19 protein-coding genes and 1 riboswitch are annotated in these 21703 nt (G+C 48.6%); of the genes, 9 read left to right on the top strand and 10 right to left on the bottom strand.

What is annotated here, in order from left to right:
- Window positions 1-280: 280 nt before the first annotated feature.
- From Q6A92_RS02850 to Q6A92_RS02820, 7 genes are all read right to left on the bottom strand, one after another.
- The gene (locus Q6A92_RS02850; RefSeq protein ID WP_274397790.1) at window positions 281-1438 is read right to left on the bottom strand and encodes an amidohydrolase; all 1158 of its coding nucleotides are present in this window, start codon (window positions 1436-1438) and stop codon (window positions 281-283) included.
- Window positions 1439-1573: 135 nt separating this feature from the next.
- A complete protein-coding gene (locus tag Q6A92_RS02845) occupies window positions 1574-2449 on the bottom strand; it encodes a MetQ/NlpA family ABC transporter substrate-binding protein (protein ID WP_332236967.1) in 876 nt (291 codons plus the stop codon).
- 212 nt (window positions 2450-2661) lie between these two features.
- Window positions 2662-4014, bottom strand: coding sequence for an LLM class flavin-dependent oxidoreductase (locus Q6A92_RS02840; RefSeq protein ID WP_332236966.1), 1353 nt, complete (start codon window positions 4012-4014; stop codon window positions 2662-2664).
- Between the two features lies 1 nt (window position 4015).
- A complete protein-coding gene (locus Q6A92_RS02835; RefSeq protein ID WP_274397787.1) occupies window positions 4016-5023 on the bottom strand; it encodes an MsnO8 family LLM class oxidoreductase in 1008 nt (335 codons plus the stop codon).
- A 115-nt stretch (window positions 5024-5138) separates the two neighbouring features.
- A complete protein-coding gene (locus Q6A92_RS02830; RefSeq protein ID WP_274397786.1) occupies window positions 5139-5798 on the bottom strand; it encodes a methionine ABC transporter permease in 660 nt (219 codons plus the stop codon).
- Window positions 5795-6814: a methionine ABC transporter ATP-binding protein gene (locus Q6A92_RS02825; protein WP_332236965.1), complete on the bottom strand. Its 1020-nt coding sequence runs from the start codon at window positions 6812-6814 to the stop codon at window positions 5795-5797. The genes Q6A92_RS02830 and Q6A92_RS02825 overlap by 4 nt, the downstream gene beginning before the upstream one ends.
- Before the next feature lie 56 nt (window positions 6815-6870).
- Window positions 6871-7143 (bottom strand): glutaredoxin family protein, encoded by a 273-nt coding sequence (locus tag Q6A92_RS02820; protein WP_274397784.1) that lies wholly within the window; start codon window positions 7141-7143, stop codon window positions 6871-6873.
- A gap of 216 nt (window positions 7144-7359) precedes the next feature.
- Between Q6A92_RS02820 and Q6A92_RS02815 the strand changes: the two genes are divergently transcribed.
- A complete protein-coding gene (locus Q6A92_RS02815) occupies window positions 7360-8307 on the top strand; it encodes a LysR family transcriptional regulator (RefSeq protein ID WP_274397783.1) in 948 nt (315 codons plus the stop codon).
- Between the two features lie 237 nt (window positions 8308-8544).
- Here Q6A92_RS02815 and ssuE read toward each other — a convergent pair whose 3' ends face one another.
- The 3 genes from ssuE to Q6A92_RS02800 all read right to left on the bottom strand — a co-directional run bounded on the left by ssuE (window position 8545) and on the right by Q6A92_RS02800 (window position 11288).
- A complete protein-coding gene (gene ssuE / locus Q6A92_RS02810) occupies window positions 8545-9099 on the bottom strand; it encodes an NADPH-dependent FMN reductase (RefSeq protein WP_274397782.1) in 555 nt (184 codons plus the stop codon).
- A gap of 98 nt (window positions 9100-9197) precedes the next feature.
- Window positions 9198-10163: an ATP-grasp domain-containing protein gene (locus Q6A92_RS02805; protein WP_274397781.1), complete on the bottom strand. Its 966-nt coding sequence runs from the start codon at window positions 10161-10163 to the stop codon at window positions 9198-9200.
- Window positions 10164-10226: 63 nt separating this feature from the next.
- Window positions 10227-11288 (bottom strand): LLM class flavin-dependent oxidoreductase, encoded by a 1062-nt coding sequence (locus Q6A92_RS02800; RefSeq protein WP_332236987.1) that lies wholly within the window; start codon window positions 11286-11288, stop codon window positions 10227-10229.
- Between the two features lie 588 nt (window positions 11289-11876).
- Between Q6A92_RS02800 and Q6A92_RS02795 the strand changes: the two genes are divergently transcribed.
- The 8 genes from Q6A92_RS02795 to Q6A92_RS02760 all read left to right on the top strand — a co-directional run bounded on the left by Q6A92_RS02795 (window position 11877) and on the right by Q6A92_RS02760 (window position 21702).
- The gene (locus tag Q6A92_RS02795; protein ID WP_332236963.1) at window positions 11877-12779 is read left to right on the top strand and encodes an ABC transporter substrate-binding protein; all 903 of its coding nucleotides are present in this window, start codon (window positions 11877-11879) and stop codon (window positions 12777-12779) included.
- A gap of 10 nt (window positions 12780-12789) precedes the next feature.
- Window positions 12790-13581 (top strand): ABC transporter ATP-binding protein, encoded by a 792-nt coding sequence (locus tag Q6A92_RS02790; RefSeq protein ID WP_274397779.1) that lies wholly within the window; start codon window positions 12790-12792, stop codon window positions 13579-13581.
- Between the two features lie 36 nt (window positions 13582-13617).
- Window positions 13618-14370, top strand: a complete 753-nt coding sequence (locus Q6A92_RS02785; protein WP_274397778.1) for an ABC transporter permease — start codon at window positions 13618-13620, stop codon at window positions 14368-14370.
- Entirely contained in the window at window positions 14346-15353 is a 1008-nt protein-coding gene (locus tag Q6A92_RS02780) for an ABC transporter substrate-binding protein (RefSeq protein ID WP_332236962.1), read from the top strand. Before Q6A92_RS02785 ends, Q6A92_RS02780 begins: the two co-directional genes overlap by 25 nt.
- 64 nt (window positions 15354-15417) lie before the next feature.
- Window positions 15418-17118 carry a copper resistance protein CopC gene (locus Q6A92_RS02775; protein ID WP_332236961.1) on the top strand — a complete coding sequence of 567 codons (1701 nt, stop codon included), beginning with the start codon at window positions 15418-15420 and terminating at the stop codon, window positions 17116-17118.
- Between the two features lie 24 nt (window positions 17119-17142).
- Window positions 17143-17763: a YcnI family copper-binding membrane protein gene (locus Q6A92_RS02770; protein ID WP_274397775.1), complete on the top strand. Its 621-nt coding sequence runs from the start codon at window positions 17143-17145 to the stop codon at window positions 17761-17763.
- A 310-nt stretch (window positions 17764-18073) separates the two neighbouring features.
- A riboswitch (SAM riboswitch) is annotated at window positions 18074-18173 on the top strand.
- A 592-nt stretch (window positions 18174-18765) separates the two neighbouring features.
- The gene (locus tag Q6A92_RS02765; protein ID WP_274397774.1) at window positions 18766-19947 is read left to right on the top strand and encodes a trans-sulfuration enzyme family protein; all 1182 of its coding nucleotides are present in this window, start codon (window positions 18766-18768) and stop codon (window positions 19945-19947) included.
- A gap of 195 nt (window positions 19948-20142) precedes the next feature.
- On the top strand, window positions 20143-21702 hold the full coding sequence (locus tag Q6A92_RS02760) for a Ppx/GppA phosphatase family protein (RefSeq protein WP_274397773.1): 1560 nt from the start codon (window positions 20143-20145) through the stop codon (window positions 21700-21702).
- The last annotated feature ends 1 nt before the right edge of the window (window position 21703 follow it).

Raw genomic sequence — 21703 nt, 5'->3', positions numbered from 1 at the left:
CAGCCTGATATTTTTTCGGATGTTTATCAGAATATAGAATTAATCCGGCTTTCTATTTTGAAACGGATCGGCCCATGGCGATCCGTTTTTGGGATGACGGCAAATCTATATTATTACGATTATCGGCAAGGTTGGATCATCCGGGCAGGGGACTGGTCTTGGCCGGCGGTGAATCTTCAGGACCCCGATCGCGAAAGAAAATGGGTTTTTCAGAATCGTATTTTATCTCCTCGGCTGACTTTCTCAAAAATTTTAAATATGGCCTTCTGGCTTTGCTTTTTTATAGATTGCCGACTTTTTTCAGCATGGAAACGGCAAGATTAGCAAAAAATTTTGCGCTCGGGAGAATGGCTTTTTCATCAATGATCAGATCCGGATGATGGAGTCCGGAATTTCCGGACACGCCCATAAAGAAGAAGACGCCGGGGATTTTCCGGCGGTATTCGGCAAAGTCTTCACCGGCAAACGACGGGTCCGGTGTAATCACCTTCAATCCGGAAGCTTCTGCGATCGGGCGCGACCAGCCGGCGAGCTTCTCGTCGTTGACTGTAGCCGGTTCGATTCGTCTGTAATGGAGCGTGCCTTTCGCACCGAGACCGGAAGCGATGTTCTTAATTATATGTTCCATTTTCAGCGGAATCCGATCGCGGACAGGATCTTCGAATGTGCGGACGGTACCTTCAAACTGAGCGGCCGGCGGAACGACATTCCATGTTTTCCCCGCTTCAAGCCGGGTCACACTGATTACAACGCTGCTGAGCGGCGAGAGATTGCGGGAGACAATCGTCTGCAGTGCCGTGATGATGTGCGAAGCAACGACAATCGGGTCAATGCCATTCTGCGGTGCCGCAGCATGTGTGCCGACGCCTTCAATATCGACAGTGAAGCGGTCGACGGCTGCCATCAATGGGCCGCCCTTTATACCGATCGTTCCGGTCGGCAGATCGGGCATGTCATGCATGCCAAAGACCGCCCGGGCGTCGTCCAGTACACCGGAGTCGACCACCTGCCGGCCGCCGCCGCCGTTTTCTTCCGCCGGCTGGAAAATGATCTTCACCGTACCTTCAAGATCCGCTTTATGTTCATTCAGCAGCAGTGCCGCACCAAGAATGGAGGCGGTGTGGAAATCGTGGCCGCATGCATGCATCTTGCCGGGAACCTTCGATGCAAACGGAAGACCGGTTGTCTCCTGAACCGGCAGAGCATCAATATCGGCACGCAGGCCGATGACCGGTCCCGGCTTATTGCCGCGGATGACGGCCAATACGCCGGTTTTCAGCGGGAGATCAAGCAGTTCAATCCCGGCATCGGTGAGCCATCTTTTCAGCTTTTTCGTTGTTTCATATTCCTCAAAAGAAAGTTCCGGATACTCGTGCAGTTCGCGCCGGTATGCAATAAGTTTTTGTCCGAGATCGGTATTTGAATAAGTTTGTGGCAAAACATACTCTCCTCCTGTGCGATATTAGTTGTTTCAGTCGGCTCTAAAAGGTATCCTTACATTAAATTGCCGTTCAAGAGTCAGCGGAAAACGGGACATATCAACTTAATGTCACGTCCGCCGATACGACATTTACTACTGATTCTGTTGTTCTTTTTTAAAGGCTGCCTTGACATCCGCTATAGAACGTGTGACGGGTACAAAGTTACCCTTATAACGTTTGGCGATATAGTCGGCGACGGCTTTGGAGTGATAGACCTCGTTCAATATTTGCAGCGCTTTTTTCTTTGATCTTGCTTTAGTTTCAGTCGTGGCGATCACATTGACATATTTGGTCTCTTGCTGATTTTCATGATAAAGAGATTGTTTCAGCGTGTAGCCCGCATTCAGGGCCGTCTGATTGATAATAGCAGCTATAGTCACGTCATCCAGCGATCTTGGCAGCATGGCACTTTCGGCTGTAATAATTTGATAGTGATGGGGGTTCGATGTGATATCCTGTACCAGAGGCGGGCGCTTTAAGTTGGTTTTAAGTTTGATTAAACCCGCATTTTCCAGCAAAATCAGAGAACGCGATAAGTTGGTACTGTCATTTGGAATCGCAATTTTATCCCCGTTTTTAAGTTCCTTTAAACTTTTAACTTTTTTTGAATAAAGACCAAGCGGAGCAATGATTGTTGTTCCTACCGGAATGATATTGGCATGATGGATCTGATTCCAGCTTGTTAAAAAAGCGATGTGCTGAAAAGAGTTGGCATCCACGTCGCCGTTTAAAAGCATGGAATTTAAATCGGCCTGGCCTGTAAGCAATTTGATCTGAAGTGTCACGCCTTTATGAGCGGCTTGTTTCTTGATGAATTGCCAGAGATCGGCCTGTGCCGGAGTCGTTCCGATGACTAAGGTCTGATTTGCCGCGCCGATGCTGTTACTTGAAGAACCTGAGGCTCTGCCGCATGCGGCCAGCAGTAAGAGTGACAATACGGTGATTATGATCGTCGCTTTTTTTAACATTTTTAGACTCCTATCATGACGGTTGATTTTATTTTTATGGCGACTTCTTGCTGTCGCCGGCAGCATCGGATTTTTGGCTGTCAGGAGAGTTTGGATGTCGATCCTTTTTTGGCAGCATTACCCGACCGGTACAAGCGATCAGAATGAGCACAAAAAGTCGGGCTTTGAATCCGGACAAGACACCGCAGCCCGGATTCGATCAGGCATTAAGATTATTGGACCTTCTGCTGCCTTCTCAATGTATAGCGGTTTTCTGCAAAGGGAAGTCCAAGATTTTCCCGTAATGTAGTCCCTTCGTACTCCGTCCGGAACAGTCCCCGCTTCTGAAGAATCGGTATGACCTGTTCAATAAAATCGTTTAGATCGTCCGGTAATACAGGGGGAATCAGGACGAATCCGTCAGCCGCTCTTTCTGTAAACCACTTTTCAATCGTATCGGCGATTTTCCCGGCGGTTCCCACAAAACTTTGGTCACTGGCTACATTGCTGACCCGTTCGTACAGTTCACCGACGGTCGGATCTTCTTCCCTGATGATCCTTTGGATCGTCTCAAAATCGCTTTGAATACTGTCGACGGTTTTCCAGGCAACTTCAGATGCCTTTGTCTCCAGCGAGTACTGCGTTAAATCAACATTGCCGACGTAGCCCGACAAAAATTGAAGTGCCTGTTTCTGAATCGTGTAGCGGTTGAGCTTCTTTATTTTTTCGTCCGCCTCTTCCTGAGTGCGTCCGATAATCGGCGAGATGCCCTCCAGTATCAGCAGATCACTTTCTTTTCTCCCAAAATCAGCAAGCTGTGACTTTAATGAATGATAGAATTTCTGTGCTTCTTCGAAGGACTTTTTGTGAGAGAATACAGCTTCTGCCACGCGTGCAGCAAGTTTCTGACCGGGTTTTGATGAACCTGCCTGGAAAATAACCGGATGGCCCTGCGGCGATCTGGCGATATTAAGCGGACCCTTGACTTGAAAATATTTTCCCCGGTAGTTGAGATCATGCACTTTCGATTGATCATAAAACTTGCCCGTCTCTTTATTGCGAATAAACGCATCGTCCTCCCATGAATCCCAGAGTCCCTCTGCAACATCGATAAATTCCTCGGCTATTTTATAGCGATCGTCGTGTCTGACATTGTGCTCACGGCTGAAATTGAGTGCCGTTTTCCCGGTCGCATCGGCGGTTGTTACCAAATTCCATCCGGCCCGCCCGCCGCTGATAATATCCACGGAGGCGAACTGACGGGCTAAATTGAAAGGTTGATTGTAAGTAGTTGAGGCCGTGGCGACGATTCCGATTTTTTTCGTTGCCTGAGCAATTGCCGTAATCAGTACAACCGGGTCGAAGCGGTTGAGAATCTGTGAATGAGATGTGTCGTCGATAGCAAGGCTGTCGGCGATGAATACTGTATCGATTTTGGCCCGTTCAGCAAGCTGAGCGATTTTCTGATAAAAGCCGATATCGATACTTGCGTTGGCCTGAGCCTGAGGCAAACGCCAGGAGCTAAGATGCATCCCTGTACCGACGACATAAAGTGCGAATTTAATCTTTCGCTGCTGTTCACCCATTTCATTCAGCCTCCTTGATTTCCGTTTTCAGCTTTCCCCGTATGTGCGCCAATTCCCTGATCATGTCAAGACGGCGCTGATGGTCCGCGACCGGCAGATGAAAGACGAAACCGTTGATCGGCAGGTCGCGGCAAATCTGAGCCAACCGTTCGGCTACCTGAATGCCTGTGCCGTAAATGATATTTTGATTGGCTGCGATATCCAGTCTCACAGGTTCATCCAGTTCCTGAATATAAGCTCTTGCATCGTCTTCATGAGAAATGACTAATTGTTTGCCGCCTTTAAAGTGAAGAGTCATAATTTTCACTTTTTCCGCTAATTCTTTTGCTCTTTGTTCCGTTTCAGCGATAATCACAGCCGGTGAATAGAGTACCTGATGTGCCGGATCGCAGCCTTTTTTATAGGCACGAATGACTTTTGCCGCCAGTTCTTTCTGATTATCGAAAAAGCTGGCAAATGCGTAATTAAGACGCTGCCGAACGGCTGTTCCGACGCTGGTTTCACTTGATCCGAGCAGGAACACCGGCAGTCGATTATCTGCCTGAGGGCAGGTGTGGATCTGCGGACCCGGCCGGCTGCTGCGCAGGTAGTGCAGCAGCTCGGCCAGCTGTCTTTCAAACGGCATCTGCTCCGCTTTGAATTTTTGCTGTAAAGCCTGTGTGAAAGGCGGAAGTCCACCGGGGGACCTTCCAATTCCCAGTTCAATCCGGCCCGGTCCAAGCCCCGCAAGAACATGAAATACTTCGGCAATCTTATAAGGACTGTAGTGCTGCAGGAGAATGCCTCCTGAACCTACTTTGATTTTCTGCGTGCTCGCCAGCAGATAAGCAATCAATACTTCCGGTGCTTTCCCGGCCGTATAACGCGAGCCGTGGTGCTCAGAGACCCAGATGCGGTCAAAACCAAGCTTATCGGCAAGTTGTGCCAGCTCGACCGTGTGCTTTAATGCTTTCTCACTGCCGCCGGCTGTAATCGGGCTCTGGTCGAGCAGCCCGAATGATAACGCCATGTTTCCTTCACCTTCTTTGAAATTGAGCTGCAAGGAATTCTTTGCAATCGCACCGGATCTGCTCAGTATGTGCCGGGTATTGGTCGTGATGATTTCCAGTGCCCTTTATGATTTTTCAATGCCTTCTGACGCGGCGGGCACAGAAATTACCGATGGATTGAATGAGCTGAACGAAGATAATGAGAATCACAACCGTTACAACCATGACAAATGTGTCAAATTGCTGATAACCGAACGTGATTGCTAAATCGCCGATTCCGCCGCCGCCGACAGCTCCTGCCATGGCCGTAGCCCCGATCAATCCGATCGTCGCTGTCGTAAAAGAGAGGATCAGCGAACCGAAAGCCTCCGGCAGAAGAAAATGCCGGATAACCTGAAAGGGGGCGGCCCCCATAGCATTTGCTGCTTCCAGAATTCCTTCATTCACCTCTAATAAAGAATTTTCAACTAATCGGGCGATATAAGGAGAAATAAATACGATCAAAGGGACGATGGCTGCCGGCGTTCCGATTGATGTATGTACAATAAAACGCGTAAACGGAATAATGGCAACAAGCAAAATAATAAAAGGCAGGGAACGAATGACGTTAATGACCGGATTCAGTATGCCGAATATCCATTTATTCTCTATGACGCCGCCCGGCCGGGTAATGACCAACAGGATACCAAGCGGCAGGCCGATCAATATGCCTAAGAGCAGTGAGACTGAAACCATGGTCAGCGTTTCTTCCAGTGCCTGGACAAATTGGCTGAAAGTAACCGTTGTTTGAATCATTGGCTGACCTCCTTTACTGTGGTTCCTTGTTCTGCTAAGAATGCGGCGGCTGCATCAACTTCTGAATCATTGCCATTGACCATGATGATCATGTGCCCTATTGTTTTTCCTTGGACTTCAGACATATTTGCAGACACAATGTTGACAGTTATGTCAAATTGCCGGATCAGATCGTTAATCAGAGGCCGGGTTGCAGAATCACTGATAAATTCAATTTTAAATGTCCGTACATGACTGCCCGATATGAGCTGCCGGCGGATCGAATCAGACAGATCACTGTGAATAATGGAACCGACAAAATCACGGGTTGTTTTCTGCCTTGGATGCCTGAACAGTTCAAACACGGATCCTTGTTCAATAATCTGTCCCTTCTCCATGACCGCGACATGATTGCATATTTTTTGGATGACACCCATTTCATGAGTAATCAGTAAAATAGTGATCTGATATTTTGTATTGATATTTTTCAGCAATTCAAGGATTTGTTCCGTCGTTTTCGGATCAAGTGCGCTTGTCGCTTCGTCACAGAGCAGAATTGAGGGATTAAGGGCTAACGCCCGGGCAATGCCGACCCGCTGTTTCTGCCCTCCGGAAAGCTCATCCGGATAGCTTCCGGCTTTATCGGCCAGTCCGACGAAATCAAGCAGTTTTACAACTCTTTCACGGATTTCTTTTCTGCTTCTTCGTTCAAGGACAAGCGGAATGCCGACATTGTTAAAAACGGTTTTGGATTCCAGCAGATTGAAGTGCTGAAAAATCATGCCGATCTTTCTTTTGAATTTTCTCAAGTCGCGGTGATTGAAGGCAGATACATCCGTTCCGTCAACGATGACTTTTCCGGATGTCGGGCGTTCGAGTGCGTTCACCATGCGGATCAGAGTGCTTTTCCCCGCACCGCTGTAGCCGATGACGCCGAAGATATCACCGTCGCTGACATCAAGACTGATATCTTTCAATGCCTGGTTTTTGACACCGCTTCTTTCGAAGATTTTCGAAACATGCTGAATTTGGATCATCGTATTATCCTCCGGATCGATCGTATGGGTGGGTCATACGAATGCTGCTTTTTTAGCTAAACATACTGATTTTTTTTCAATGCTTTTTCTAAATCATCCACTTCAATACTTATAACCGCTTCGTACGCATGCGGCCGATCTATGCCGATTTCGGTCACGGGGACATGCCTTATTCCGTATTTGGTCTCCAGTACGTCACGCAGCTCGTCGTGGTCCGTGACGTCGACAGTCGAATAATTTAAATGATGTTCCTTTAAATATTTTTTTACCCTTTGACAATACGGACAGGCTTGTTTACTCCAGACAACAATAGATTTCTGATAAGTCATTTCACCGCTCCTTATGTTTTTATTGCATGACCCTCAATTTATATAAAACATATCGTATTACTGTGATATAAATCATAGCTCATTCAGGCCCGAATAGCTAATTAAAAAAATTATCGATTCAATTTAATAAATTTATATAAGCTGCAGCAATCAGTTTCATAATCAATCGAAAACATCGTACGATGAAGAAAAAGAAAATAGAGGGGTGGGGCAGATATGGAGATCAGGTGGATACGAACCTTTCATTTAGTAGCTAAATACGGAAGCTTTCAAAGTGCGGCAGCATTATTAAACTACTCGCAGCCTACGATTACCTTTCGAATAAAGCAGCTGGAAAAAGAACTGGGTACCCGGTTACTAAAACGTGATAAAAGCAGCAAATCAATTGAATTGACAAAAGCAGGAGCATTATTCTTCGAATACTCTGAAAAGCTTCTTCGTGATTATCAGGCATTTAGTGATGAAGTAGAACTGATAAAGTCGGGACAGGCACCGAAGATTCGGATAGGGATTTCCGAGCCGACGGCCAGTTTGAAGTTCCCCCGAATATTGGCTGGATTCTTAAATCAATATCCGGATGAAGAAGTAGAAATTTATGTTGAGGATGCCAATGTTTGCAGTGAATTGATCGAAAAGAACAGTATTGATTTTGCCGTATGCGGGGAACCGGAGATTAAACTGGAAAACGATTATCGCCCTTTTTATTATGATCGGCTCGTTTTGCTTGTCAGCGAGAAAAACCCGCTCTCCGAAAAGTCTGAAGTGTCATTATCCGATTTAAAAGATCAGCGTTTTATTTTTACACCTGCGAATTGTCCGATCCGCATTCAAGTGGAGCAGCAATTGCAGAGAAAAATCGGCAATACTTATCGCCAAATCATGCTGAGCAGCAGTTCGGCACATAAATATTATGTGCAGCAGAACCTCGGCATCTCGATCTTCACCCAAACTGCTAATCTTTCTCCGATTAAAAAAACAAAAGTGATTCCAATCACTGATATGAACATTCATCCGGCCATCGGAATACTGACCAGCCGAAAACAGTCTGAGCTTTCGATTCACGCAAAAGCACTGATTAAAGAGATAAAGGACGGGTTTTTGCAGTCCGCTGCTGCCGATCGTAGAGAGAATGTCTTCAAGCAGGCCGGCAGATCCATCCTTTAGGATACCCGGCCGGCTGCCGTTATCGGACGCGGAGCGCCTTGAGCAGCGTGTGCTGAAAGAAAAGAATCAATCGATGAAAGCCGAAACGGGTAACCCTTATGACCGGCTGCGCCGGTTCATTCAATAGCGGACTTCGGCAAAAAACTCCTGAACCCGGAAGGACTATGACCCCGGGTTCAGGAGTTTTTTGAATGGGCCGATCATGAATTTGTCAGAATCCATCACTTTGTGAAGGGTTCAATTTTTAATTGTCAGCGTGTGAAGCGGGTTCTGTTCCAGAGCTGCTGCAAATTGCTGCAGTGCCGGATCGAGGCGGCCGGCAGCCTCACGGTCGAGTGAAAATGAAGTTTCGTTTTTTGAAATCTGGCGATCCAGCACGTATACGCCGTGAATGATCCGCTGAGCACCCAGCTCGGACAGAACCGGCTGCAGTGCATAGTTCAGGACGAGCACATGTGCCGGAGATCCGCCGATGGCCAGCGGCAGTACAACTTTGTCAGCCAGTGCATGCTGTGGCAGCAGATCCAGATAAGTTTTTAAAATTCCCGAGTAGGCGGCTTTGAACGTTGGTGTCACGACAATGACACCGTCGCTTTCGGCTACCAGACAATTAGCCGCGGTAATTTCCGGATCATGGCTGTTTGCCGCGATCAGTGCTGCGGGCGGCAGTTGGTGCACATGAATGACAGAGACATGAAACGCCGGTTTCAGCGTGTGCACGGCATAGTCGACAAGTCCGTTCAATCGTGACAATAAACCATAGGATCCGGAGATAACCGTTATCATTTTCATCCGGAAAGCCCTCCTTTCTTAATAAACGATTCATCTTCCTGTCACGCCGTTTCGGCGGGCGATCAAAACCCGTCTGTGCGGCATGCTTGTTTTGCCGCTTATGAATTCACAGCTGTCCCGTTCCCGGCCTGTTCCCTTTCCAGAGCGTTTCCCAGAAATTTTGCGACTTCCAGCATCCCGTACTTGCCGGCCTCGGCTTCGGCCTCGGAATTGTAATTCGTATTGGTGTTAATGTCGTACGTGTAGAGCGTGCCGTCTGAGTCGCGGATGAACTCGATGCCGGCGACGGCGATTTGCTGATCTTTTAGAAAGGCCTCATAACGTGCAATGATCGGCTCGTCAAAGTTTTCAATAATCCGGAACTTCGGCTTTACCTCAGCTTCGGTGCCGACCGGGCAGAAAGCGTCGTTAATCTGGCAGCTGTCCGCAGGGCACAGTTCGAAACCTTCCGATGTGTCGACACGTACCGCATAGATGAATTTTCCGCCGACGAACTCGGCCCGTGTGATAAAGGATTCAGGGGGGCGGATGTACTCCTGAATCAGTGTTATGCCGTCTATCGGTTCTTCGTATCGCTCGCTGTACAGATAGTCTTTCAGCGAATTGATCGATTTGAACAGCTGCACGCCGAGCCCTTTGCCCGCGCGGTTATGCTTCGTAATAAAGGGAACGGGGCCGAGACGATGAGCGGCTGCGAGGATGTTCTGTTTCCCGACCGCACCGATCGTTTTCGGCGTCAGGAAACCGTGCGCCTGCAGGGCAGTATACTGATTGATCTTGCTTACTTCCAGCCGCAGCGCGCGGCTCCCGTTGAAAACCGTGCGTCCGTGATGCTCCAGCCAGGCAAATACACCTTCGGCAAGTTCCGGAGCAAAGCGGTGCCCCCGGGTATGCGATGAAGCGCTCATCCGGCTGTAAAAGATACCTTCCGGCGGTTCGGCTGTCAGATCGACGAGACCTTCCGACAGGAACCAGGATTCATAGGGCAGATGCAGTTCGTCAAGCCGTGCGGTCAAATGTCTCGTCCAGTCGTCATTTTCATGAATAAGATAAATCTTTCCCATAGGTGGACCCTCCTGTTTGGCCGTTCTTTTTAATTTATCCGGATACAAAGCGGCACGCTGCGATTATGCCTGCGGCGACACACGATTTTCAGCCCTTTTCTTTTCGACAAGCGGTATCACTTGTTCGGAAAAACGCTGCATTTCTTCCAGCTGCGGAGAAAACTGGAGCAGCAGCAGTTCGATGCCGATCCGTTCATAAGCCAGAATACGGTCGGCGATCTGTTCCGCTGTTCCGATAAAATTCGGTCTCAGGCCGCGGTTGGACACCGAATAATCCTGCAGCTGGATTTTTCGTTCAAGCTGCGATTCGGTGACGAAATCTTTGAAACCGGCATAACCGGCCGCCTCCCTGACGTCGGTTATGCGGGCCAGTTCCGCCTCTGCCTCGGCTTCCGTATCCCGGCAGATGACGAAAGCCGCCATCCCGAAAGAAGAGAAGGGTTTTTGGTTCAGCTTGCGGCGGCGCTCTTTCATCTCGCTGATTTTTCCGGCAATTTCATCGACTGATCCGCCGTGCATCACATATGCATCGCAGCTCTCTGCAATCGTCTGCCTCCCTTTTTCACTTTCTCCGCCGGCATATAACGGGATGCCTGGCTGTTGAACCGGTTTCGGACTGAGATACGTATCCTTCAGATGGTAATATTTTCCTGAAAAACTGAAGGGCGTGTCGCGCCACAGGCCTTTGATGATAGTGACGAATTCTTTTGTCCGGTCGTACCGTTCATCATGGGCCGTGAATTCAGCTCCGTATTGTCTGGCTTCTTCTTTCCACCAGGCGGAGACGACATTAAGCAAAAAACGTCCGTGGCTGAGCCGGTCAATAGTTGCCGCAGTTTTTGCGGTGAGTGCCGGATTGTGGAAAACCGGCCTGACGGCCACCATAATCTCCAGCTTGCTGGTAACGGCGGCCAGTGCCGCCGCTGTCGACCAGGCTTCCAATGACGGAGATGCAATACCCTTTATGTCGTTGAGATTCAGTTCCGGAATCAGAGTCGTACTGAATCCATTTTGCTCCGCCGTCTGCGCCACCTTTTTAACGTAGTCGAATGTGGCGGGCATCTGTTCGTCTTTGACATTCCGCAGCCATCCGCCGAAAACCGGTGCCCAAAAACCGTATTTAATCATGTTTACCCCTCCAGTCAATAGACAATGACTTTAATCACGCATACGTCCAAGCAATCCAGGCATGAAAGAGACGTAATATGTGACGAAACATACATCATTTCACTAAAATCCTAGCACTTTACTAGACTATTAGCAATCAGAAAAATCTGAGTTTGTATATATACAAAAAAATATTGGTCAATTGCGTTCAGACCGCATGAGAAAAGGGCCGGAGCCATTTGTACTGCAGCGGAATCCGATCGATTTTGAAGCTTGCAGGCCGGCAAGTGCCTGATAAATGGGTTCATAGAAAAACTAAATAATAGTTGACAGATGTGAATTGTCATGATTATACTGAATTCACTCTTCAATTTCGACAATTTTGTTTCAATTTAGCGTTTGGAAGATGAACGATGAAACGGAGAGACAGCTCGGCGGGCAACAAAAATTAAAAAAATATTGGGGGTTATGATGAAGATGGCTGGCAGGTCGGTTTCCTCGGTTTTTAAATGGCCGTTGATTTTGTCACTGTGCATTCTTCTGATCGCTATTTCAGGATGTTCGGTTCAAAAGCCGGGAACATCCGGTTCATCGGAGAAAGGAAATGTGGTTTATTTTAAATATCCGGATAATCCGACGTTCGATCTCGTTTACCTGGCACAAGACCTCGGTTATTTTAAAAATGCTCATATTCAGCCGAAGTATGTCGGCAAAATTGACGCGAACCAGGTCATTCCGCTGGTCGGCACGGGGGATATTGATTTTGGTACACGGATGGCCTCACTGACGGTATCGGCGGTCGCCGGAGGAGCGGATGTCAAAATCATTTCAGCCGGCAATGAAACCTTGCAGAATGCACCGCACATGAAATATTTTGTCCGCAAAGATTCGGGCATCAAAAATCTGAAAGATCTTGAAGGAAAGACGATCGCCATGAATGGGTTCGGTGCCTGTGCTGAATATGTAACCAAAAAATATTTGCGTGAAAATCATGTCGATCCCGCTAAAATTAAATGGGTCGCAATGCCGAACGAGCAGCTGGAACAGGCGCTGGATCAAAAAAGAATCGATCTGGCAATCATTCATCCGCCGCAGTCGGGTATTGCGCAGCAGAACAAGAATCTTAAGGATCTGTTCAGCGACTGGGACATTGATCACGGCTTAAGCGGCATGCAGCCGTACACAGTAAACGGCAAATTTCTGCGGGCGCATCCGGCGGAAGTTAAGGAATTCGTCGGCATCATTGCGAAAACGGCCAACTGGGTCGATGCTCATCCGACACAGGCACGGGAATATATCGCTAAACGGCTGCACATGAACGTCAGTCAGGTCGAGCGCTACGCTTACGTCAAGAACTTAGTGATTCAGCAGCAGCCGCTGCAGTACTGGATTAATACGCTGGAAAATGCCAACCAGATCCCTAAAGGCAAGATCAAAGCCTCTGCGATTGCCACCAATGCGTATAATCCGTATGCCGAGAGCAGTTCCATTGCCTACGCGGGCAAGTAGGGGGGAAAATATGAATCAGGTCATTGTAGCCAAACATTTAAAACGGCAATTTGCAGTGAAAAATGAAGAAGGCAGGAACGAAACCCTGACCGTTCTTAATGATTTTAATCTGTCGGTCAATGAGGGCGAATTTCTGACCGTTTTAGGACCCAGCGGTTGCGGGAAGTCAACATTTCTGAATATACTGGCCGGCCTGGATAAACAAACCAGCGGGCAGATCAAAGTGGAGGGGGCACTCCTCAATGGCGTCAATAGAAATATCGGCGTTGTTTTTCAGGGTTATGCCCTTTTTCCCTGGCGGTCGGTTTTAGACAATGTCGCGGCCGGACTGGAAATACGCGGCGTAAAAAAGAAAAAGAGAAAGGAAATCGCAGAAAATTATTTAGACAGAGTCGGTCTAAAAAAATTCGCACTCCGTTATCCGCACGAACTCTCGGGAGGGATGAGGCAAAGGGTGGCGATTGCCCGGGCGCTGGCTTATAATCCGGCGATTCTGCTGATGGACGAGCCCTTTGCGGCACTGGATGCGCAAACGAGGGAAATGCTGCAGCTGGAATTATTGAGAATCTGGGAAGTGGAAAAGAAAACGGTTCTGTTTGTGACCCATTCGATCGACGAAGCGATCTTTCTCGGCGATCGTGTTGCGGTGATGACCAGCCGGCCGGCAAAGGTGAAGGAAATTGTCCCGATCACACTGCCCAGAAACCGTACGGTCGACATGCGAAATGCAAATGAATTCTCCGAGATAAGAAAATATCTGTGGAGCTTGATTAAGGATGAAGTGGTGAATTCCTTACAATGATCCGAAGAGGGAATGGTGGTTTTGAGAAGAAAATTCATGGTCATTTTTGATAAATCAATCGGCTGGATCTTACTTCTGCTGATCTGGCAAGCTGTGGTTTCTTTCGGTATCGTCGATAGAGCCTATTTGAGCTCACCTGTGCAGGTCGCAGCGGCCATTTACCAATTTTTCGCGTCGGGGGAGATATGGGGCAACCTGATCAGCAGCCTCCAGCGTTCACTGACCGGATTTCTTCTGGCCATTGTGATCGGGATAGCCCTGGGGGTCACGCTCGGATGGTTCAGACGGCTTGAAGCAATCGTCGATCCCGTGCTGCAGTTTTTCAGACAGATGTCGTCTTTCGCCCTGTTTCCCGTCTTTATCCTTTTCCTTGGAATCGGCGAATTGTCGAAGGACGCGATTATCTTCTGGTCGGCGTTTTGGCCGATTCTGCTGAATACGATCAACGGTGTGGAAAATGTCGAAAAGCTGCTGATTAACTCGGCAATTTCAATGGGCGCTTCTCAGTTTTATATCTTCAGAAAGGTCGTTGTTCCGGCATCGATACCGAGAATTCTGACAGGCATCCGGCTGGGAGGCGCCTATTCGATCACGGCGCTTGTCGCCGCCGAGATGATCGGAGCGCCTTCCGGACTCGGCATCTTTGTACTCACGGCTCAGCAGACTTTTCATATTCCCAGTATGTACGGAGGAATTGTCATTCTGGCACTATTAGGGCTGGCCATTAATTTTATTATTACTATAATTGAAAAGAGACTGACCGGATGGAAAAAAGGACTGTCCCATTAATAAAACACCCTGCGATGATCGCTGTGAGCAAGAGAATGCTCCGGTTCCTTTCACTTTTCTGCATCTGTTTCGGCCTTTTGCTCGCCGGCTGTTCCGGAGCCGGGGCCGAGCGTACAAAAATCATCAGGATCGGTTATATAAAAGACAGCACGCTGAACCTTGTTAAGGCAAATCAGAATTTGACGAAGCGCTTAAAGAAGGCAAAAACCGTCATCCAGTGGATTCAATACCCGGATGACAGCGCGATTTTTGCGGCAATGAATAAAGGCCGGGTCGATTTTGCCGCTGTCGGCGATGCGGTACCTGTTTTCCAGCACGCGGACAAGCCGAAAATAGACTATCTGGCTGCAGAGCCGCCCAATCCGAACGCTCAGGGAATCTTTGTCCGCAAGAATTCGCCGATTCATTCCCTGAAAGATTTACGGAAGAAAAAGATCGGCTATGAACGGTTTTCCAACCAGCATTTCTTTCTGGCCCAGATGCTGAAAACGGCTCATCTGTCCTTAACGGATATCCATTCTGTCTACATAACCCCTGAACAGGGACTGTATCAATTGAAAAGCGGTTCAATCGATGCACTGGCCGTAGGAGAGCCGTACCAGAGCAAAGCACTGAGTTCCGGATTCATGAAACTGGCTGCACAGTCGTCGTTTCAAAGCAATCGTGATGTTTATGTAGTGAATGATTCTATATATAGGAAAGATAAAACAGCGGTCGACAGAATCATGGCGGCGATTCAACAGGCGGACGGTACGATCCAGACGAATCCGCATACTGCGGCAGCATTGCTGAAGGAAAAAACAGATGTGTCACATCTGCAATGGCTGTCCGTTTTCGATGATAAGCTGTTCGGCACCTTATCCTTCTTCCCGGGAATGGTCCGCGAGCAGCAGCAGCGGGTGGACGATCTGGTCAGCCTTAAACTTATAAAAAAACGCTATAATATAGGAAACTATATCCTATCGTCTGCGCGGCAGCAATGATGCAGGCAATGATTGGGGCTTCATGGCAGCTGTAATCATTGCAGAGCGAGCAAGTGGGTGAGTGATGATGAAACAAAAGATCTGCGCGTGGATTGTTTTTTCTTTGTTTTTTTTATTGTCTGCCAATACTGCTTCGGCACATGCTTACATTATCCGCTCCGATCCTGCTGCGCAGCAGCAAGTCAGCGGCAACCTGAAACAAGTCAAAATACAGTTTGACGAGAAAATTCAGCCGACCTTCTTCTCTCTCGACGTGCTCGATCAATCCGGGCACCGCGTCGACACAAATCAGGTCCGTACCGATCCGCACAATCCGGCGATACTGGAAAACTATTTAAACAGGCGCCTGCCGACGGGTTACTACTGGATCAAGTGGAAAGTGATTTCAGCGGACGGCCATCCCGTTAACGGGATCATTGCCTTTCAGGTCGGCCATCCCGGCAGGATCCAATCCCCGCCGCCGGATACAGCGGCAGCCGGCAATCTTCCCAGTGCGGATAATCTGGCGATCAGGTGGATACTGTACAGCGGTTTATCATTTTATCTTGGATTGCTGTTCTTTTTAAAATTCATTTATACGGCACATGATCTATTCCTGTTTAAACGAAGAACAATGAAAATTGCGCTCAATGCGGCGGCAGGGATCCTGCTCTTTGGGGTCATGCTTTCGCTGCCGCTGCAAGTGACACTGAATGCCGGCGTGAGCTGGCTTCAGTCGCTCAATGTTCAGTCACTGAAGGCGACGCTCTTTTCCACATCATTCGGAACCCTATGGTTTGTGCAGCTTGCCATTCTGATTCTATGCTTTCTGAGTCATTATTGGCTGTTCAGGTCACGATCAGACAGAACCGCTCATGTTCTCTGGACGGGCCTGATCTTCCTGATGCTGGTATTTGCCTTATCAAAGGCGTGGATCGGACATGCCGCCAGTGTCAACAGTATTCCAATCCGTATCCTGGCGGTGTCTGCCGATTTTCTGCATCTGTCGTCTGCTTCGGTCTGGCTCGGCTCGCTGATTTGCATCTTGTTCCTGCCGGGCTTAATAAAACAGGATCATCCGGCAGAACGGCAGAAAATGATTTACCGGCAGACGATCAACCGGTTTTCGCCTTTTGCTCTGACGTTTGTTGCGTTGATCTTACTGTCGGGGGTCATCGGCAGTGTGATTCATCTGCCGACGTTGCGCTCGCTATACACATCCTTATACGGATGGCTGCTGCTGATCAAGGCGGCCCTTCTCGGAGTGATGCTGCTGTTTGCCCTTTATTCCTTTCTGCGTGTCCGCCGCCGGCCTACTCAGTTTCTAAAGAGGAGTGTGATCGGCGAACTGGCGGTCGGACTGGCCGTGCTGCTGGCGGCAGCGGCGCTGTCGAATAGCCCCCCTCCGATACCCGACCGAATTCTGAAATCGTCACAGGGAACGGCGGCGCTGCAGGCGTCGAATCAGTCCTCAGCCGAAGCCGGCGGTTATGATTTTAAGGTAAAAGTCACGCCCGGAAAAGTCGGCGGGAATACGATTTCACTGGCAGTGACCCGGAAAGGGAAACCGGCGGCGGATTTGCAGCAGGCGGTTCTGACAATCAAATCGCTGGAGATGGATATGGGCTCGACTAAGGTTCAGTATCCGTTAAAAGAACTGGGCAAGGGGAGCGTGCCCGTTAATGACACGTTTATTATGAGCGGCCGTTATTTGATCCGGATCCACGCTTTAACGAATTCGTTTCAGGATCTTGATAAGGACATCATTGTTAAAATTAATAATTAAGCAGGAGGAAGAGGGTACCTGAAAATGAGAAGCTTTTTTCAAACAATCATCGCTGCTTTTCTTGGCCTTGCTCTATTCTTTATTGTTCAAACCAGTGCTTCCGCACACGTGGCGGTGAAACCGGTCCAGTCTCAGGCGGGGGCTTATGAGACGTATACGGTTCAGGTACCGACGGAAAAGAACGTGCCGACAATTAAAGTAGCTTTGCGCGTCCCCGGTCAGGTTGAGTTTGTCGACTATCAGGCAGTGCCCGGCTGGTCCGTAACAACGGCGAAGGGAGCCGACGGCAATATTCAGACCGTCACCTGGTCGGCGAAGGGTCAGGGCATTGCTCCTGGCCAGTTTCAGCAATTCCAGTTTACGGCACTGAATCCTAAGAAAAATACCCAGTTAGCGTGGAATGCGTATCAGTACTATCAGGATGGAAGTATTGTTGAGTGGACACAAAAGGCGGGTGCTGAAACGCCTCATGCAATCACTCAGATCGTCAGCGGTCCAGCTGACGGTGCGAGTGCCGGTCAGCCGGCCGGCCGGAGCGCTTTCGTTCTTTCGATTATCGCCCTCCTTCTGTCCGTCATCTCAGCTGTTCTGGCAGTCGTCACTTTGGTTATTATTGCTAAAAAGCGCGGCAGCGGCGCAAAGTAATCGGCTGCATTCAGGCCGCACAGACTCCGGATCCTGATTAGCTGACAGCGGGTGCCCGGCAGCGGTATTTAAGGCTCCGGCCGCCCTTTACCGGGCAGGTTGCATAGCCCGTTGTTTCCTGGCTGGACCGGATGCGGATACTGCTTGCCGATGCAAAAGACACTTTATAGAGGGCCGTAATTAATCCTGTTGACATACGGACAGTATGAATTATAATTCAGCTGATGAGCGCCGTGCCAGCCTTGCGGAAGGCACCCGGATTGCCCGGACGACAACGTTTTGCAAGTTTTCTTATACTGAATAGCAAACCTTCTTATCAAGAGCGGCGGAGGGACTGGCCTAATGAAGCCCGACAACCAGCACAGAGTGTAATGGTGTCAATTCCAGCAGAAAGATCTGAGAGATAAGAAAACGGGACGAAGCCGGTGTTTTTTTAAATCTTTTAAGAAAACATTTTTTATTATCCGCGTTTACCATTTCCCGTCCGCTTAAGTCTGTATCAAAGTTTCCTTCCGAAGCATGCAGAAAAACCTTGCCTGTCTCACCCGGATAATTCCGGGACTTTTATAAAAGAGCTGATCATGTATGAACGCAATGGCAAGACATTTGTTCCAACTGATTCAGTTGCTGATCTGGGATCCTCTTTATCTGCCCTGGGATTCGGCAGCCTTTTGCGATGCGATTCTGCAGATGGAAGATCGGGAGTCATATTTCAATTAAATGAGATCATGTCAAATAAGAGGTTTGCACGGGATCGTGTCGCTCTCTTTTTGAAAAAGCTGCGGATATCTGACTGACCGTTCGGCCGGGATATTTCCTGTGTGGGTTTGTGAATATTGTGTTAAAATGTAATAAACAGATAAAAATACTAAGAATTAAGATTGACTTGCAGCTGAATCAATTTTACAGTAAGAATATATCAATAATTTGGAAAAATTGGTGGGCAGGGATATGGATCGTCAATTTTTCGAAATAGAGAGATGAAAAGAGGAGCTGACAAAAATGGCGGATTACGGCGACACGGACTTCAGTACACGGTGTATTCACGTCGGCAACGATGTAGATAAAGAAACGGGTGCCATCCGGCGGCCGATTACAATGGCTAACTGTTACCGGCTGCCCGACGATGCCTCAGCGTTGAACTGGAGCGACCCGAACAATCTGTTTTACACGCGGACGACGTCGGCGAATCAGATCTACCTTCAGGAGCGGCTCGCTTCGCTTGAAGGCGGTGAGGACTGTGTCGTCCTGGCAAGCGGCGTGGCGGCGTTGTCGGGTATCTTTTTCAGTTTTCTGGACAAGGATTCGCATGTGATTTGCTCCAAGGTTTCCTATATAGCTGTCTATCGGCTTCTGGGCCAGTATCTTCCGGAAAAGTACGGGATCAGTGTTTCGCTGGTAGACACTTCCAATCTGGATGAGGTGCGAAAAGCAGTTCGTCCGAATACGAAACTGATTCATGTGGAAACGCCCGGAAATCCGACGACCCGGGTCAGCGATATTCAGGAAATCGCGAAAATCGCGCATGATGCCGGCGCACTTCTCTCCGTCGACAGCACATTTGCTTCGCCTTATCTCCAGCGCCCGCTGGCGCTCGGCGCCGATCTCGTCGTCCAGAGCCTGACGAAGTACATCAACGGCCACGGCGACGCCATGGGCGGAGCAGTCATCGGGAAAACGGATCTGATTAATAAAATCAAAGCAGAAGCAATGGTCAATCTCGGCGGATGCATCAGTCCTTTTAATGCCTGGCTGATCATGAGAGGTGTCGTGACTCTTCCTCTGCGAATGGAGCGGCACAGCGAGAGTGCCCAGAAAATTGCCGAGTTTCTGGAATCTTATCCTGCCGTGACCTTTGCCCGCTATCCCGGACTTAAGAGCCATCCGCAGCACGAAATCGCCCGGAAACAGATGAGCCTGTATTCCGGGATGATCGCGTTCGGTATTGACGCCGATCCAGACACGATCAATCAATTTGTGAATTCACTGAAGATTATCATCTCGGCTGTATCGTTGGGCCATGATGAAAGCCTGATCGTGTTTATCGGCCCGGATGACGAACGCATTGATTTTTATCCCCCGGAGTTCAGGACGCATGGTTTTCTCAGATTCAGTGTCGGGCTTGAGAATGCGGACGATCTGATCGCCGATCTGAAACAGGCTTTCCGCACGGCGGGGCTGTGATCCGACAGCCGGCCGCGGATCGGGAAATAGGTTAAGGGGGTTCGAAATCCTGAAAGCTTCCGGGATTCCGGACCTTTTTTGTACCGTCGTGTCGTCGATGTACCTGTGTTGCCATTCTATTTTTTCTGTTAAGTGTCCGGAGAAGATTTTTTCTGTCCGGAATATGCTTTATAATAAAATAGAGATATTGTTTATATGCACAGGAAACAGATAGATTCAGGCAGTGGGGTGAGCAATACGGGTAAACACAGACTCTTTGCTTCCATAACGATTGGTTTGCAAATGATTGTATTAAAGATTGCCGATATGATGAAATTGACTGTCGTAGAACATGTAAAAGCCGATGTGACGATAGGAGCCGACATTTATAATCAGCAGATGATTGCTTTTCAGACCGTCGAACAGGCGTGCCGGGCGCTTGCCGGATTTGTTCAGATTATGGACGATTACGGAGTAGAAGACTACCGGGCGGTTGCCGCCAGTTCGGTTCAGGAAGCGGCGAACGCGGAGTACGTAAAAGAACAGATCCGACTGAGGACGGGGCTTAATCTGGAGTGGCTGGCAAACGCGGAGGAACGTTACCTGCACAACCAGGCTGTTGCCTATAAAACGAAAGAATTCAACAAATTAATCCAAGAAGGCACGATGCTGATCGATATCGGTTCAGGGAGCATCCAGCTGACCGTTTATAATAACGGCCACTTTATTTTTTCGAGGAATATTAAGCTCGGTCCGCTCCGGATCCGTGAAATGCTGGGCGACCTGGAAGATCAGACGGGCGATGTCGTGGATATTATGGAAGATTATATCGTGAGCAAAATTTCGGGATATCAGCAGTTTGCGCCGGAAAACGTCCAGTACAAACATTTTGTCCTTGTCGGAACGGATCTGCTTGCCTTTAAACGGGCATTTATGAAGACAAGCAGCGATACAATCGACCGGGAACGATTTAATGAACTGTATCGCCACATTCTCGATCTTCCGGCTCAGGTACTGGCCAAAAAATACAGGGTGCCTTACGATTCGGCAACCCAGATTCTTCCTTCGGCGATGATTTTGAAAAAAATGCTTGAAATGACGGATGCGAAAAGCATTCTGCTTTCTGAGGCCGATCTTGCGGACGGAATACTGATACACGATGAGCTGGATAATCAGAGGCGTCCCGTTGAGCATTCTTTTGCCGAGGACATCATCGTGTCCGCCCGGAATATCGCCAAACGTTACAAGTGCGATCCGCGCCACATTGAAGTTGTCGAAAAATTTTCTTTGCATCTGTTTGACCGACTTAAGACGCTGCACGGCCTCGGAAAAAGAGAAAGGCTGCTTCTTCAGCTTGCTGCCATCCTGCAGGATTCAGGAAGCTACATTGATATGAATGCGCACTATATTCATTCTTATTACATCATTCAGTCGTCGGAAATTATCGGAATCTCGGATAACGAAAGGGACATCATTGCCAATGTCGCACGTTATCATAGTACGGGAACCCCGTCGAACGATTCGGCTTCGTTTCGCCGTCTTCCTTCCCGCAGCAGGCTGATCACGGCCAAGCTTGCCGCCATCCTGCGTGTGGCGGATGCTTTAGATGACAGCCATCAGCAGAAGGTAAAAAAAATCACCGTTTCTTTGAAACACGATCAAGTCGTGATTACAGCCCGTTCGGATGATGATTTGTCGCTTGAAAGGCTGACGTTTGAAGAAAAAGCGGCCTATTTTGAAGAGGTTTTCGGGTTGAAACCGATATTGAGAGGATGAG

It is taken from the genome of Sporolactobacillus sp. KGMB 08714, from assembly GCF_036598985.1.
Taxonomy (GTDB): domain Bacteria; phylum Bacillota; class Bacilli; order Bacillales; family Sporolactobacillaceae; genus Sporolactobacillus.
This window is presented reverse-complemented; position numbering and strand designations above follow the sequence as displayed.

Coding starts and splice junctions, on each gene's coding strand:
- Q6A92_RS02845 (WP_332236967.1), bottom strand. CDS start 2,449: ATGTTAAAAAAAGCGACGATCATAATCACCGTATTGTCACTCTTACTG.
- Q6A92_RS02840 (WP_332236966.1), bottom strand. CDS start 4,014: ATGGGTGAACAGCAGCGAAAGATTAAATTCGCACTTTATGTCGTCGGT.
- Q6A92_RS02835 (WP_274397787.1), bottom strand. CDS start 5,023: ATGGCGTTATCATTCGGGCTGCTCGACCAGAGCCCGATTACAGCCGGC.
- Q6A92_RS02830 (WP_274397786.1), bottom strand. CDS start 5,798: ATGATTCAAACAACGGTTACTTTCAGCCAATTTGTCCAGGCACTGGAA.
- Q6A92_RS02825 (WP_332236965.1), bottom strand. CDS start 6,814: ATGATCCAAATTCAGCATGTTTCGAAAATCTTCGAAAGAAGCGGTGTC.
- Q6A92_RS02820 (WP_274397784.1), bottom strand. CDS start 7,143: ATGACTTATCAGAAATCTATTGTTGTCTGGAGTAAACAAGCCTGTCCG.
- Q6A92_RS02815 (WP_274397783.1), top strand. CDS start 7,360: ATGGAGATCAGGTGGATACGAACCTTTCATTTAGTAGCTAAATACGGA.
- ssuE (WP_274397782.1), bottom strand. CDS start 9,099: ATGAAAATGATAACGGTTATCTCCGGATCCTATGGTTTATTGTCACGA.
- Q6A92_RS02805 (WP_274397781.1), bottom strand. CDS start 10,163: ATGGGAAAGATTTATCTTATTCATGAAAATGACGACTGGACGAGACAT.
- Q6A92_RS02790 (WP_274397779.1), top strand. CDS start 12,790: ATGAATCAGGTCATTGTAGCCAAACATTTAAAACGGCAATTTGCAGTG.
- Q6A92_RS02785 (WP_274397778.1), top strand. CDS start 13,618: ATGGTCATTTTTGATAAATCAATCGGCTGGATCTTACTTCTGCTGATC.
- Q6A92_RS02780 (WP_332236962.1), top strand. CDS start 14,346: ATGGAAAAAAGGACTGTCCCATTAATAAAACACCCTGCGATGATCGCT.
- Q6A92_RS02775 (WP_332236961.1), top strand. CDS start 15,418: ATGATGAAACAAAAGATCTGCGCGTGGATTGTTTTTTCTTTGTTTTTT.
- Q6A92_RS02770 (WP_274397775.1), top strand. CDS start 17,143: ATGAGAAGCTTTTTTCAAACAATCATCGCTGCTTTTCTTGGCCTTGCT.
- Q6A92_RS02765 (WP_274397774.1), top strand. CDS start 18,766: ATGGCGGATTACGGCGACACGGACTTCAGTACACGGTGTATTCACGTC.
- Q6A92_RS02760 (WP_274397773.1), top strand. CDS start 20,143: ATGCACAGGAAACAGATAGATTCAGGCAGTGGGGTGAGCAATACGGGT.